The sequence below is a fragment of the Cupriavidus sp. 96C5-1 genome (assembly GCF_057798855.1).
This window is the reverse complement of sequence record NZ_JBYOJU010000054.1, coordinates 23,514-37,206: the sequence shown is the minus strand read 5'-3', so window position 1 is coordinate 37,206 and position 13,693 is coordinate 23,514. Positions and strand designations below refer to the sequence as shown.

Genomic DNA, 13,693 nt, shown 5'->3' with positions numbered 1-13,693 from the left:
GCGTGAGCCGGCGATGATCCAGCTGCTCCTCTTCAACATCACCAACGGGCTGATCATCGGCGCGTTCTACGTGCTGATGGCGCTTGGCCTGTCGCTGATACTCAACCTGAGCAATGTGATCAACTTCGCCCATGGCGGCTTTCTCGTCGTCGGCGGCTATATCGCCTACACGATCACGCCCTATGTCGGCTTCTGGGGCGCGCTGCTGATCGCGCCGCTGCTCACCGCCGTCATCGGCCTTGCCCTGGAGCGCACGCTGATCCGGCGGCTCTATGGCCGCGATCCGCTCTACAGCCTGCTGCTGACCTTCGGCCTGGCCTTCATCCTCGAGGACGGCACGCGCTTCATATGGGGCGCGCAGGGCAAGCCGGTGACCATCCCGCCCGCCCTGGCCCAGCCCTTGAGCAACGCGCTCTTCTTCATCACCGGCTACCGCCTGTTCATGGTCGGCACGGTGGCGGTCGCGGTGACGCTGCTCTTCGCGCTGCTGCGCTACAGCCGGCTCGGCATCCGTATCCGCGCCGGCACGCTCGACCTGGAAACCGTGGCGGCGCTCGGCATCAACGTCGGCAGGCTGCGCACCCTCAATTTTGGCGTCGGCATCTATCTGGCCGGGCTGAGCGGCGTGCTCGCCGCGGGGCAGCTCGGGCTGGAGCCGACCATGGGAACGGGGCTGCTGATGCCGAGCTTCATCGCGATTATCGTTGGCGGCGTCGGCAGCCTCGCCGGCACGCTGCTTGGCGGTTTGCTGATCGGCGTCGCCTCGGGCGTCACCGCGGTATTCCTGCCCGCGGCAAGCGAGGCGATCATGTACGTGCTGATGGCCGTGGTGCTGCTGCTGCGCCCGCGCGGCCTGCTTGGCGAAGAGGGCATGATGACATGAACGGACGGGAGCCGCCTCACCGGCTGCTGGCGCTGGCGGCACTCTGGGCGGCGCTGCTGCTTGCGCCCTACTGGATGCCATCGCTGGGCGGCTATACCGCGCTTGGCACGCGCGTGCTGGTACTCGGACTGGCCGCCATGTCGGTGAATTTCCTGCTGGGATTCACCGGCGTGCTGTCATTCGGCCACGCGGCGTACTTCGGGCTCGGCGCGTACGGGGCCGGCTTCGCGCTGAAGTTCCTCGCGCCGAGCACGCCGCTGGCGCTGCTGTGCGGCACGCTGCTGGGCGGGCTTGCCGGCAGCCTGCTGGGCGCGCTCAGCGTGAGACGGCGCGGCGTCTATTTCGCCATGGTCACCATCGCCTTCGGACAGGTGTTCTACTACATCGCCTTCCAGTGGAGCTCGGTAACCGGCGGCGACGACGGCTTGCGCGGGTTCTCGCGCGTGCCGCTCAATCTGGGCATCGCCACCATCGACATCCTGTCGAACGCCAACGCCTTCTACTACTTCGTGCTGTTCTGCCTGGCGCTGGCGGTGGGGTTGATGGGCTTCATCCTGCGCTCCCCCTTCGGGCGAACCATGCTCGCGATCCGCGAAAACGAGCGGCGCGCCCGCTTTCTCGGCATTCCGGTGGACCGCCATATCTGGATCGCCTTCACGCTGTCGTGCTTCTTCATGGGCTTTGCCGGCGCGCTCTACGCCCTGCTGAACAACTTTGCCGATCCGCGCGGGCTGCATTACAGCCAGTCCGGCGACTTCGTGATGATGGCGGTCATGGGCGGCATGCGCAGCCTGTGGGGCCCGCTCCTCGGCGCCGCGGTATTCGTGGTGCTGCAGGATTACCTCTCGAGCATCACCCTCAACTGGATGTCGTTTGTCGGCATGCTGTTCGTCGCGATCGTGCTGTTCTTCCCGCGCGGCTTGCTCGGCTATATCCGGCGCAGGAGCGACTCATGAGCGTGCTCGAGGTCAAGCACGTCAGCAAACGCTTCGGCAGCCTGGCCGCGGTGCGCGATGTTTCCCTCGCCGTGGAGCAGGGCGAACTGCGCGCCGTCATCGGCCCGAACGGCGCCGGCAAGACCACGTTCTTCAATCTCATCAGCGGCTTTTTCCCACCGACCATGGGGACGATCGAGTTCGGCGGGCGCGACATCACGGCACTCCCCGCGCACCGGCGGGTCGCCGCCGGCATCGCCCGCACGTTCCAGATCACCGAGATTTTCCCGGAGCTCACCGTGTTCGAGAATGTGCGCATCAGCGCCGAAGTGACGGCGGGCTTTCGCCTGCGCCCGTGGATCAGCCGGAGCGAGAAGGCCAGGGTCCGCAGCGAGGTCGAGGAAATCCTCGGGCTCACGGGCCTTCGCGCCAGATCCGGCCGGCTGGTCGGGGAGCTTCCCCATGGCGACCAGCGCGTGGCGGAGATCGCCATGGCACTGGCGCTGCGGCCGCGCCTGCTGTTGCTCGACGAGCCCACCGCCGGCATGGGCGACCAGGAGACCGGCGAGATCACGCAGCTCATCCACCGGCTGCATCGCGGCAGCAATTTCACCATCGTGCTGATCGAGCATGACATGCGCGTGGTCTTCCATCTCGCCGACCGCGTCACGGTACTCGACCAGGGCAGCCTTCTTGCCGAAGGCACGCCCCGGGAGATCGCGGCCAACGAGGCCGTGCAGGCCGCCTACCTGGGTAGCGCCACATGAGCGCCGCGCTCACCGCCGAGGGCCTCCAGACCTACTACGGCAAGAGCCATATCCTGCATGGCGTCAGCCTGGAGGTCGCGCAGGGCCGGATCACGGCGTTGCTGGGCCGCAATGGCGCAGGCAAGACCACGACGCTGCGTACCCTGATGGGCCTGACGCCCGCGCGCCAGGGGCGAGTGACGATCTTCGGGGCGAACACCACGCGTTGGCCGACCTTCCGGATTGCCGCGAGCGGCGTGGGCTACGTTCCCGAAGGGCGACGCATCTTCGCCAATCTCAGCGTCGAGGAAAACCTGAAGGTGCCGCTGGAGCGCGGCGGACCCTGGACCATCGAACGGATCTACGCGCTGTTTCCGCGGCTGGCCGAGCGCAAGCTCAGCCGCGGGCGCATGCTCTCCGGCGGCGAGCAGGAGATGCTGTCGATCGGACGCGCGCTCCTGCTCAATCCCCGCCTGCTCATTCTCGACGAGCCGTCGCAGGGCCTGGCTCCGCTGATCGTGCGGGATGTGTTTCGCGTGGTATCGCAGATGCGCGAGGAGGGGATCTCGGTGCTGCTGGTGGAACAGAACGCGCGCATGAGCCTCGAGATTGCCGATCATGCCTACGTGCTGGACGATGGCGGCGTCGTCTATTCCGGCAATGCGCGCGAACTCGCCGCCGACGAGAGCCGCGTCCTGGCACTGACCGGCGCCAGCGCGGAAACGTGAATACCCGGCGTGGCCCGCGCACCGCGCGCCGCAGCGTCCCCGCCCCTCAAGAGCGACCGCTTCCGGCCGTTAATGGCGTATGGCCCGGTGGGCCGCTGCGCTGCCGCTCGCGCCAGGGGCCTTTCCCGTCCCGGCTCTGGTTGCAATGGCCCAACGCCCCCGCCGCCACGCCGGTGTATGCTGTCAAAAGCGGTCACCGTACAATGGTGCTGTCCAGGACACTTGGTTGTCACAATACTGTCCTTTTAGTGCAGACATAATTTACCGTCTAAACACGTTAAGGTCTTTGACGATGCGCGTGACGATTCGTACTATCACGATCCCGGGAAACCAGGGCCGCGCTGCCCTTCACAAGGCAGTGGTGTACGCGACCACCGAGCAGGATGCAGCGCCGCTCATGAGCAGTGACTGGAGCCAGCGCGAGCCGGAAGTCTTCATGGCCGCGCAGACCTGGGCCAGGCGCAACACCTACATCGTGTCGAACCCCCGCTCCGGCGCCTTCTACGGCAGTCCCGGCGCACGCTAGCGCCCAGGTCCGTCCGGCCCGCAGCGCCGGCGGCGGGCATGCGCGAGGCAGTTTCCGACCCGCTCCGCACAGCGGGCCGGACTGCTTCGCCCCAGGCCTTCCCCATGGTTGCGCCCCGCTATCATCCACGCTCCCGGCCAACCATCGCACACCACCACCCATGCCAAAGGAAACTGCGGAAGCCGCGCCGACACGCAGGCATGTCGAGAAGCGGGAGGCCATCCTCGACGCTGCCGCACGGATCTTCCACCGCAAGGGACTGCGCGGCGCCACGCTGGCGCTGGTCGCGCAGGATGTGGGACTCAGCACCAACAGCATCACCTGCCATTGCCGCAAGAAAGAAGACCTGGTAGTGGCCTGCCTGATGCGCACCATCGACGAGCATTCGCTGACCGGCCCGGCGCGGCCGGTTGCATTGAAGCCAGCGCTTCAGTGCTCCTCCGCGGCCGGCTTCGACGCGGACTGTGCGACGAGTCCCGGCGCCGCCGCGTCCTTGGGCTGCACCCCGGTGATCTTGGGCACGCATTCGCGATGGAACCAGGCAATGGTTACGGGCTCGCCCGCCAGCATGCGCTTCACGGGCGGCACCACCTGCTCGCCGATCAGCATGCCCAGCAAGCCGATCAGCGCCACCGCCGGGGGCGCGGGAGAACGTACCTGGAGCAGCGCGTAGATGATGCCCACCAGGATGCCGGTAGCGAGGGAAATGACATATAGCTTCATTGGAGGCTCCAGGGAATGGAACGGGATAAACAGAATCGGAAAAACAGGATGGCGAGGCGCGGCTAGCGCGCCTTCCCGGCCGCCAGCGGCCGGCCGATCGCCAGCAGGTGCCGTACCCGGGGCGCCTGTGGTCCGGAGTGAAATCGCGCGACCTCGCGCTGCAGGTCGGCGTCGGCGGCCGGCACGCGCTGGTGCTGCCGCAGGTGCTCGGCCCATGACTCGACCAGGAACCATTCGGTATAGATGTCCGGGCTGGCAGCGTCTTCGGTCACGCCCCAGTCGAAGGCGCCATCCCGCAGGCGCTCTTCCGACAAGCGGTGAACGGCCAGCAGGAAGGCGTCGCGGTCGGCGCCGGCAACCCGGTATTCGATCAGTATCAGCACCGGCCCGCGATCGTGTGCTTCCGGCGCGAGCGGCTGCGGTTCCGGCCAGTGCTTCGCCGGCATGAGGTCTTCCTCGCCTTTGGGCAGTTTCATCCGATGCAGCAGCAGACCGGCAAGGGCAAGGCCGGCGGCAGGGATCAGCAAGCCCAGCGACGTACCCACTTGCTGCGCCACCAGACCCCACACCAGGCTGCCGGCGGCCATGGCGCCGTTGAATACCATCTGGTAGACCGCAAGCGCCCGTCCCCGGACCCAGTTCGGCAGGATGGCTTGCGCGGTCCCGCCCAGCGTGGTGAGGGCGGTGATCCAGGCGCTGCCCAGCAGCAGGAGCAGCAGCAACGCAAGCCATACCGGTGGCGCGGCGGAGAGGATCGCCATCACGGCCGCGGTGGCCAGGGCCGCCAGCAGCACCATATGGTCCGCGTCGAGGCGCTGCTGCAGGCGCGGCATCGCCAGCGCGCCAAGTATCGCGCCCAGGCCGACCGCGCCCAGCAGGATGCCGTAGAGACCGGCGCCACCGTGCAGCAGCTTCCTTGCCACCAGCGGCAACAGCGCCCACACGCTGCTGCCGAATGCAAAGTGGCACGCTGCACGCCACAGCACCACGTGCAGCTTGCGATGCGCCCGCGTAAAGCGCAGGCCCGCGCGGAAGGCGCCGAGAAAGTGTTCGCGCAGCGGATCCTCGGGCCTGAGCGGCCGCTTCCACCAGACCAGCGCGGCGATCACGACGAAGTAGCTCGCCACGTCGAACGCATAGGTTGCGGCGGCGCCGAAGGCGGCCAGCAGCAGGCCGCCGGCGGCAGGCCCGATGGCCCGCGCGATGTTCACGCCGAGCGCGTTCAGGGCCACCGCGCTCTTGAGCTCCCGCTGGGCAACGAGGTCCGGCACGATGGATTGCCAGGTCGGCCCCATCATGGCCGAACCGATGCCACCAAGAAAGACCATGGTGACAAGGATGCCGATCGTGAGTGCGCCGTTATAGGCCAGCGTCATCAGCACGCCGCTCACCAGCGCGAGCCCGAGCTGGATCACGACCAGGAATCTGCGACGGTCCAGGATGTCCGACAGCACGCCTGCGGGGATCGCCAGCAGGAAGACCGGCAGCGTCGCCGCGGCCTGGATCATGGCGACCGCGGCGGGCGAGGAGGATAGATCGGTGACCAGCCATGCGCTGGCCACGTCGCGCATGAAGCCGCCGATATTGCCGACCACCGTTGCCATCCACAGGACGGCAAAGGTGGCCTGGCGCAGCGGCGCGAAACTGCCGCCGGGATTCGGCCTGGCGAGTCCCGGGCTGGCACTGTCCGTCATGGCATCCGGCCCGCGCCCGCCCTGCCGCGCCGGTCCTCCCAGGCCACCAGCAGGAACCCGCCGACCAGCCCGATGTGCTCGAAGAACGCATTGGCCATCATGGCCTGCTCAGCGGGCGGCGCCTGCCAGAAGCGGTTGGCCAGGAAGGAGGCCACCAGCGTGAAGGCTGCCAGCGCCAGCGCTCCGAGCCAGCGGTGGACGCCCGTCAGGACCATCAGCGAGGCGCCCAGCTCGACGACGATCGTGGCGATGGCCATCGGCCCGGCAGGATCAAGGCCAAGGTGCCGCACCTCGGCAACGGCGCCGGGAAAATCCATGGCCTTGACCAGGCCGCCCTGCAGGTAGGCGGCGCACAGGGCCAGCAGGGCAATCCAGCGCAACCAGGACGGGGGCATGCGGATTGCCGCCGCTACCGGCACCACTTTGTCGGCGGACCTGTACTCGTTCATCCGGCATCTCCGGTCAATCGTCGATCGGGTCAGAACGCCCAGCAGGAGCAGCCCAGGGCGCCCCAGAAGGCGCTCTCGTCCGCGGCCGGCACGTTCGACTTCCAGGCATCGGCGTGCGCGTGGCCATGCACGCCGCAGGCGCTGGCACAGGCGCACATCGATGCCAGCGCGGCGCGCTGGGCCGCCTTCGGCCGCGGCTGGTAGCCGCCGAAATTGCGCACCGGCGCCCAGTCCGGCATGGCCGGCGGCAGGTCCGGGGCGAGCTTGCCAAAGTCACCGTCGCCGTAGACCACCTTGCCGCCAAGCAGGGTGAGCACTGACGTGATGTCCTGGATCTCGTCCCCGGGCACGGAGAAGTAGTCGTTCGACAGCACCACCAGGTCGGCCAGCTGCCCGGCCTTGATCTGCCCCTTCTTGCCTTCCTCGGACGAGAACCAGGTGTTGGCCTCGGTCCACAGGCGCAGCGCGGTGTCGCGGTCGAGCAGATTGGCCTGCGGATAGAGGCCAAGCCCGCCGACGGTCTTGCCCGTGACCAGCCACCCCAGCGATACCCACGGGTTATATGAGGCGACGCGCGTCGCGTCCGTGCCGGCGCCCACCTTGACGCCGCTCTCCAGCATCCGCTTGATGGGCGGCGTGGCTTGCGCCGCTTTCGCGCCATAGCGCTCGACGAAGTACTCGCCCTGGTAGGCCATGCGGTGCTGGACCGCGATGCCGCCGCCCAGCGCGGCAATGCGGTCGATGTTGCGGTCGGTGATGGTCTCCGCATGATCGAAAAACCAGTGCAGGCCATCGAAGGGCACGTCCTTCGCCACCTTTTCATAGACGTCGAGCGCGCGCGAGATGGTTTCGTTATAGGTGGCGTGCAGCCGCCAGGGCCAGCGGTTTTCCGCCAGCAGCCGGATCACCGGCTCCAGATCGCCCTCCATTGACGGTGGCATGTCGGGCCGCTCCACGCGGAAGTCCTCGAAATCGGCCGCGCTGTACACCAGCATCTCGCCAGCGCCGTTGTGCCGGTACAGGTCGTCGCCCTGGCCCGGCTTCACCTGCCCTGCCCAGTTCTTGAAGTCGCTGAGTTCGTCCTTGGGCTTCTGCGTGAACAGGTTATAGGCCAGGCGCACCGTCAGCTGGCCCTCCCGATGCAGTTCCTCGATGATGTGGTAGTCCTCGGGGTAGTTCTGGTAGCCGCCACCGGCATCGATGACGCCGGTGATGCCCAGGCGATTCACTTCGCGCATGAAGTGCCGCGTGGAGTTTTTCTGGTATTCCGGGGGAAGCTTGGGCCCCTTGGCCAGCGTCGCATAAAGGATGGTGGCGTTAGGCTTGGCCAGCAGCAGCCCGGTGGGGTTGCCGTAGGCATCGTGGACGATTTCTCCACCCGGGGGATTCGGCGTGTCCTTGGTGTAGCCGACGGCGCGCAATGCCGCGCCGTTCAGGATGGCGCGGTCATACAGGTGCAGGATGAATACCGGCGTGTCGGGCGCCGCCGCATTGAGTTCCTCGATCGTCGGCAGCCGCTTTTCCGCGAACTGGTGCTCGGTAAAGCCACCGACCACGCGAACCCACTGCGGCGCTGGCGTGCGGCCGACCTGCGCCTTGAGCATGCGCATGGCGTCGGCCAGCGAGCGCACGCCGTCCCAGCGCAGTTCCATGTTGTAGTTCAGGCCGCCACGGATGATGTGCATATGGCTGTCGATCAGGCCCGGAATGACGCGCCTGCCCTGCAGGTCGACAACCTTGGTCTGTGGCCTGGCCAACTGCATCATTTCCTGCGTGCTGCCGACGCCGGCGAATTTGCCGTCGCGGATGGCAACCGCTTCGGCATCCGGGTTGGCGCGATCGAGCGTGGCGAACTTGCCGTTGACGAGAACAAGGTCAGGCGTGGAAGACGGATTCATGGCGAAACTCCTGCTGGCGGCCGCCACGCGCTGCGCGGCGGCACAGGAAAAAAAGCGAACAATGCCGCCGGCTGCGTCAGGCCGAAAGGAAGGCGAGCAGCTCCGCGTCGACCTGGCCGGCATTCACCGCACACATGTCATGCGATGCGCCCGGACGGGCTTTCAGCGTCGCCTGCCTGACGATCCTGGCGCTGAGCCGCCCCGCGGCGTCGATCGGCACGATCTGGCCGTCGTCGCCACGCAGCGATGAGCGTGGGCACATCGATCGTCTTCAGGTCGCCGGTGCAGTCGAGTTCCGGCGTGGGCGAGAACGTTGCGCCAGCGTCCCGGCGTGCCTTACCGCGCGGGAACGGGTTTCAGGGCCTCATGCGGCGTGCCGGTGCGCTGGGCGGCCTTGTGCACCATGGTGTAGGCATAGTCGACGCCCATGCCGTACGCGCCCGAATGTTCCTTGACCAGTGCCATCACGGCGTCATAGGTGTCGCGGTGCGCCCAGTCGCGTTGCCATTCGAGCAGCACCTGCTGCCAGGTCACGGGTACCACGCCGGCCTGGATCATGCGCTGCATGGCGTAGTCGTGCGCTTCCTTGGAGGTGCCGCCCGAGGCGTCGGCCACCATGTAGATTTCATAGCCGCCCTCGGCCATCGCGCACAGCGCGAAGCTGTTGTTGCACACCTCGGTCCACAGGCCGGAGACCACCACCTTCTTGCGACCGTTGGCGGCCAGCGCGTCACGCACCTTCTGGTCGTCCCAGGAGTTCATCGACGAGCGCTCCAGCAGCTTCTGGCCCGGGAAGACATCCAGCAGCTCAGGATAGGTGAAGCCGGAAAAGGACTCGGTCTCGACCGTGGTGATGGTCGTGGGAATGTTGAAGATCTTCGCGGCCTTGGCCAGCCCGACGGTATTGTTCTTCAGCGCCTGGCGGTCCATGGACTGTACGCCGAATGCCATCTGCGGCTGGTGGTCGATAAAGATCAACTGGCTGTTCTGCGGGGTCAGGACTTCGAGCTTGGGGTTCGTCATGGTGATCTCCTGCGTCGATAAGGGGGCGTGCCGGATTGATAGGGGTGGTGACGTGGTCCGTGCGGGCGGGGCTGGCCCGTTCCGCGCACGATTTTCGGCCCTGCTTGACGGCTTGCGAATGCCTCTCCGAAGAACATGCGCGCTCGTCTCGCGGCCATGCGCCCCTCGACAGCGAGAGGCATGGGGCGCATACGGAAAATACGATATCGGCCAGCGGCGGTATTGCACATTTTTGCGCTGATTTGTCTGTGAGCGTGGTCCGCCTGCGGTGCGCTTCCCGCCATAGGGCACAGGGCGGGCCGGATGGCCCGGCACGCTCGAGTCATTAAAGAAGAAGAAGGCGTTTCCGGCAAGGCCGGCATGGCCCCCGCAAACGGCGCCGCCCCCTTGCGGGGCGTCCGCGCTTGTCGTACGCTGCCTGCCCCAGGCATCACCAGGAACCCCGCCATGCACCGCCCGAAATCCGCCAGCTCGCTGGTCTATTCCACCGAACAAGGCCGCATGTGCCCCGGCTGCGGCAACGCGGTAGCGGCCTGCACGTGCGGCAAGGCCACGGCGGCCGCACAGGGCGACGGCATTGTCCGGGTTTCGCGGGAGACCAAGGGCCGCAAGGGCAAAGGCGTGACGCTGGTGCGGGGCGTGTCGCTGGAGCCGCTGGCGCTCGCGCAGCTGGGCAAGGAACTGAAGACCGCCTGCGGGTCAGGCGGCACGGTCAAGGACGGCGTGATCGAGATCCAGGGCGATCACTGCGACACGGTGATGGAGAAACTCCGGCAGCGTGGCATGACCGTAAAGCGGGCCGGCGGCTGAAGCCTGCCGGCGGCGGGCGCTGCCAGCCGGCCCTGCCAGGCAGGCTTGGCAGGCACGTCGGGCTGCAGGGCCTGGAGAGCCTGGAGAGCGGCAAGGCCGCAGGGAGCCGTGGAGGCCGCCTCAGCCTTACCTGGTGCGCTGCTTGTAGACGATGCTGCCGTCCGGCTTGCGCTGGGGCACAACCGGGTTGCGGGAATTGCACACCGGGCAGCGGAACAGCGGGCCCTGGCCTTCATCCTTGACGGTCACATCCTTGGGATCCCAACGCGTCTGGCACGATTGGTTCTGGCAAGTAAACATCTTCATTCTCCGTAATAGGCGCGGATCGTAGCACGGCGGCGGCGCAAGCCCGCCCTGCGCGCCCCTGGCACCGGCACGGCTGGCCAAACCCGGAGGCCGTGGCAGGCCCGATCCGGGCTGCTCCCGTTTTCCCCAACGGGATGGCCGCCACGCCCGCTCACCCTATCTTCGCCGTCCATTCTGCGCCGTTTCCGAAAACGGATACGCCGTTCCGTCAAAGCTTGCCGCAGACACGCCGTAACGTGCACAAACACGGGGCCGCTGCCGGCGGGAGCCGCAGGGCACGCACCGGCCCCGGGCGCGGCATGCCAGCGCCATGCACCGGTTTCCGCCATACGGAGATCGTCCCGAGTGTGGCCCGTGGATACCTGCCTGCGCAGGCATTGGTGAATGTCCCGGTGCCCGGCTTGCCGATTCCGGATAACGCCCACCCCACCTGCTTTCTTAGACTGGCCCCAGCGTAAAGCACGCAACCGTAACGCAGCGTGCAAAAGGGAAAAGGAGCCAGCAAGTGAACCAGGCAAGCACCAGGGCCATAGCGCGCGGGGCAACGGGCACGCGCAGCAAGCGCGGGATCATGGCGGCGGCGATCGGCGTGCTGTCAGGCACCCTCGCCTTGCTCCCATATCCCGCCAACGCCGCCGACCTACAGCCCGAAACGCTGTCCGTGCAGCCGCTGGCGCCCGCCGATGAAAACCGGCTCTACATCGCCGATGTGGCGTTCAAGCACATGGTGGACGGGCGCCTGCATGTGGTGGACGGCAAGCACATGCGCTATCTGGGGCTGGTGCCCACCGCATTCGGCGGACAGAGCGTGCTGTCGCCGGACAAGCGCACGCTGTATGTGATCTCTACGTTCTATTCGAGGCTGGCGCGCGGCGAGCGCACCGATGTGGTCAGCCTGTACGACACCGCCACGCTGGCATACCGCAGCGAGATCGTGATCCCGCCCCGGCATGCGCAATCGCTGAACTACCGCGGCATCGCCACCGTATCCGCCGACGGGCATTTCCTCTATGTGCAGAACGCGACACCCGCCACTTCGGTAAGCATCGTCGACCTGCAGGCGGGCAAGTTCGTGGCCGAAGCGCAGACCCCGGGCTGCTGGGGCGTGTTCGCCACGGAGGCGTCCAGCCAGCGCTTTCGCACCCTGTGCAGCGACGGCACGCTGCTGACGGTGACGCATGACGCCGCCGGGCAGCCCAGCGCACAGAAGCGCAGCGCGCGCATGTTCGATCCCGATACCGATCCGGTCTTCCTGCACAGCGAGCGCGTCGGCAACACCCTGTATTTCGTTTCCTTCAACGGCAATGTCTATGGCGCCGACCTGTCGAGCGAGACACCGGCGTTCGCCCCGTCCTGGTCCGTGCTCGGTGCGGCGGACCGCAAGGGAGGCTGGAAGCCCGGCGGCTACCAGCTGTTCGCGCTGCATGCGGCCAGCGGCCGGCTTTACCTGGGCATGCATCCGCGCAGCAAGGAGGGATCGCACAAGTCGCCCGCCGCCGAGATCTGGACCGTCGACCTGGCGCAGCGCAAGCGCATCGCCCGCGCGCCCGGCCAGAACGCGCTGGCCCTCGCCATCACGCAGGGCCAGCAGCCCATGCTCTATGCGCTGGATGCCGCCAGGGCGGGCGTAGTCTCACTGGACCCGGCCCATGGCCTGAAGCCGGTGGCCCGCCTCGACCAGGTGGCGGAAAACGCGGTGCAACTGGAGCTGCATCAATGAGCGCCGCCGGGATGATCTCCAGCATCCTGCGCGACCCGGTCGTGGTGGCCGCCTGTTCGGCCGCCGCCGCGCTGGTGCTGGCGCATTCGCTGTGGCCCAAGCTACGTGACTTCGCCGGTTTCTGGGGCGCGGTGAGCGCCTACCGGCTGGTGCCGCAGGCATGGTCGCGCCGGGTGGCGCTGGCATACGCGGGCGCCGAGGCGGCCAGCGTGGCCGCATTGATGGCGGCGCCGCTGCATCCGGGCTCGGCACTGCTGGCGGCGTCGGTGGTGGCGATCGCCAGCGGCGCGGTGGGCATCAGCCTGCTGAAGGGGCGCCGCGACATCCGCTGCGGTTGCGGCAGCGACGCCGACAGCCTGCGGCTTTCGCCGGGGCTGCTGGTGCGCAACCTCGGCCTGCTGGCGGTGCTGGCGCTGGCCGCGGCAACCGCGGCCGGGCTGGCGGCGGACGCTGCGCCGCGGCCCTTCGCCATGCTCGACACCCTGGCCGCGGGCTTTTGCGCGCTGGCGCTGCTGCTGCTCTGGCTAGGCGCCACGCAATTGCTGGTCAATGCCGACCGCGCCATGCGCCGCACCGGTGCCGCCCATTCCACTCGCTCCACCCGTCCCACCCTTTCGTGAGATCCCCATGACTGCTCTTGTGATTGCCAATATCGTGCTGTGGATTGCCGTACTGGCGCTGCTGTTCGGCTTCTACGCGCTGGCCCGCCAGGTCGGCATCCTGTTTGAACGGGTAGCGCCGATGGGCGCGCTGGTGATCGATGCCGGCCCGCGCGTGGGCGAGACGCTGCCGCCCTTCGCGCTGCAGGACGTGCGCGGCACGCCGGTGACGGTGGGCGGTGCGCACGCGCGCAGCACGCTGCTGTTCTTCCTCTCGCCCACCTGCCCGGTCTGCAAGAAACTGCTGCCCGTGCTCAAGTCCATGCAGGCGAGCGAGGCAGGCTGGCTGCGCGTGGTGCTGGCCTCGGACGGCGAGCAGCCGGAGCACCTGGCCTTCCTGCGCCAGGCCGGGCTGGCGGCTTTTCCCTACGTGCTCTCGCCCGAGCTTGGCAGGCATCTGCACATCGGCAAGCTGCCGTACGGCGTGCTGATGGACGAGCACGGCACGCTGCGCGCCAAGGGGCTGGTGAACTCCCGCGAGCAACTGGAAAGCCTGTTCACCGCCATGGACCTGGATGTGGCCTCGGTACAGCAGTTCCTGGAAACGCGCGCCTGAATGCCGCGCAACTCATCACAAATAACGCATGGTGGAT

General features: G+C 67.5%; 15 protein-coding genes and 2 pseudogenes. 10 read left to right on the top strand and 7 right to left on the bottom strand.

Annotation, left to right across the window (positions count from 1 at the left end):
* The first annotated feature begins 13 nt into the window (after positions 1 to 13).
* The 6 genes and pseudogenes from AC3FOF_RS38250 to AC3FOF_RS38225 form a co-directional block, all read left to right on the top strand.
* Complete coding sequence (locus tag AC3FOF_RS38250) at positions 14 to 883, top strand: branched-chain amino acid ABC transporter permease (protein WP_017228527.1); 870 nt, start codon at positions 14 to 16, stop codon at positions 881 to 883.
* Positions 880 to 1,839, top strand: coding sequence for a branched-chain amino acid ABC transporter permease (locus tag AC3FOF_RS38245; protein ID WP_017228526.1), 960 nt, complete (start codon positions 880 to 882; stop codon positions 1,837 to 1,839). The genes AC3FOF_RS38250 and AC3FOF_RS38245 overlap by 4 nt, the downstream gene beginning before the upstream one ends.
* Entirely contained in the window at positions 1,836 to 2,585 is a 750-nt protein-coding gene (locus tag AC3FOF_RS38240) for an ABC transporter ATP-binding protein (protein WP_017228525.1), read from the top strand. The genes AC3FOF_RS38245 and AC3FOF_RS38240 overlap by 4 nt, the downstream gene beginning before the upstream one ends.
* Positions 2,582 to 3,292, top strand: coding sequence for an ABC transporter ATP-binding protein (locus AC3FOF_RS38235; protein ID WP_017228524.1), 711 nt, complete (start codon positions 2,582 to 2,584; stop codon positions 3,290 to 3,292). Before AC3FOF_RS38240 ends, AC3FOF_RS38235 begins: the two co-directional genes overlap by 4 nt.
* Before the next feature lie 292 nt (positions 3,293 to 3,584).
* Positions 3,585 to 3,818, top strand: a complete 234-nt coding sequence (locus AC3FOF_RS38230) for a CDP-diacylglycerol pyrophosphatase (protein WP_276269515.1) — start codon at positions 3,585 to 3,587, stop codon at positions 3,816 to 3,818.
* A 160-nt stretch (positions 3,819 to 3,978) separates the two neighbouring features.
* Positions 3,979 to 4,167: pseudogene (locus tag AC3FOF_RS38225) on the top strand (TetR/AcrR family transcriptional regulator); the annotation flags it as partial.
* 80 nt (positions 4,168 to 4,247) lie between these two features.
* Here AC3FOF_RS38225 and AC3FOF_RS38220 read toward each other — a convergent pair.
* The 6 genes and pseudogenes from AC3FOF_RS38220 to AC3FOF_RS38195 all read right to left on the bottom strand — a co-directional run bounded on the left by AC3FOF_RS38220 (position 4,248) and on the right by AC3FOF_RS38195 (position 9,605).
* Positions 4,248 to 4,541, bottom strand: a complete 294-nt coding sequence (locus tag AC3FOF_RS38220) for a XapX domain-containing protein (protein WP_017228521.1) — start codon at positions 4,539 to 4,541, stop codon at positions 4,248 to 4,250.
* A 62-nt stretch (positions 4,542 to 4,603) separates the two neighbouring features.
* Positions 4,604 to 6,235, bottom strand: a complete 1,632-nt coding sequence (locus AC3FOF_RS38215) for an MFS transporter (RefSeq protein ID WP_276269517.1) — start codon at positions 6,233 to 6,235, stop codon at positions 4,604 to 4,606.
* Positions 6,232 to 6,630: a DoxX family protein gene (locus tag AC3FOF_RS38210; RefSeq protein WP_276269526.1), complete on the bottom strand. Its 399-nt coding sequence runs from the start codon at positions 6,628 to 6,630 to the stop codon at positions 6,232 to 6,234. The genes AC3FOF_RS38215 and AC3FOF_RS38210 overlap by 4 nt, the downstream gene beginning before the upstream one ends.
* Before the next feature lie 83 nt (positions 6,631 to 6,713).
* A complete protein-coding gene (locus AC3FOF_RS38205) occupies positions 6,714 to 8,582 on the bottom strand; it encodes an amidohydrolase (RefSeq protein WP_017228519.1) in 1,869 nt (622 codons plus the stop codon).
* A gap of 76 nt (positions 8,583 to 8,658) precedes the next feature.
* Positions 8,659 to 8,878: pseudogene (locus AC3FOF_RS38200) on the bottom strand (alpha/beta fold hydrolase); the annotation flags it as partial.
* A 40-nt stretch (positions 8,879 to 8,918) separates the two neighbouring features.
* Positions 8,919 to 9,605: a hydrolase gene (locus AC3FOF_RS38195; protein WP_017228517.1), complete on the bottom strand. Its 687-nt coding sequence runs from the start codon at positions 9,603 to 9,605 to the stop codon at positions 8,919 to 8,921.
* A 447-nt stretch (positions 9,606 to 10,052) separates the two neighbouring features.
* On the opposite strand from AC3FOF_RS38195, the gene AC3FOF_RS38190 reads away from it, so the two are divergent.
* The gene (locus AC3FOF_RS38190) at positions 10,053 to 10,415 is read left to right on the top strand and encodes a translation initiation factor Sui1 (protein WP_017228516.1); all 363 of its coding nucleotides are present in this window, start codon (positions 10,053 to 10,055) and stop codon (positions 10,413 to 10,415) included.
* Positions 10,416 to 10,541: 126 nt separating this feature from the next.
* Here AC3FOF_RS38190 and AC3FOF_RS38185 read toward each other — a convergent pair whose 3' ends face one another.
* Positions 10,542 to 10,715 carry a hypothetical protein gene (locus tag AC3FOF_RS38185; protein WP_276269519.1) on the bottom strand — a complete coding sequence of 58 codons (174 nt, stop codon included), beginning with the start codon at positions 10,713 to 10,715 and terminating at the stop codon, positions 10,542 to 10,544.
* A 511-nt stretch (positions 10,716 to 11,226) separates the two neighbouring features.
* Here AC3FOF_RS38185 and AC3FOF_RS38180 point away from each other — a divergent pair.
* The 3 genes from AC3FOF_RS38180 to mauD are packed head-to-tail and all read left to right on the top strand — an operon-like array spanning position 11,227 to position 13,656.
* Positions 11,227 to 12,441 carry an amine dehydrogenase large subunit gene (locus AC3FOF_RS38180; RefSeq protein WP_488729581.1) on the top strand — a complete coding sequence of 405 codons (1,215 nt, stop codon included), beginning with the start codon at positions 11,227 to 11,229 and terminating at the stop codon, positions 12,439 to 12,441.
* Entirely contained in the window at positions 12,438 to 13,061 is a 624-nt protein-coding gene (locus AC3FOF_RS38175; RefSeq protein ID WP_488729580.1) for a MauE/DoxX family redox-associated membrane protein, read from the top strand. Before AC3FOF_RS38180 ends, AC3FOF_RS38175 begins: the two co-directional genes overlap by 4 nt.
* Before the next feature lie 7 nt (positions 13,062 to 13,068).
* Positions 13,069 to 13,656 (top strand): methylamine dehydrogenase accessory protein MauD, encoded by a 588-nt coding sequence (gene mauD, locus AC3FOF_RS38170; protein ID WP_276269522.1) that lies wholly within the window; start codon positions 13,069 to 13,071, stop codon positions 13,654 to 13,656.
* Positions 13,657 to 13,693 lie beyond the last annotated feature (37 nt).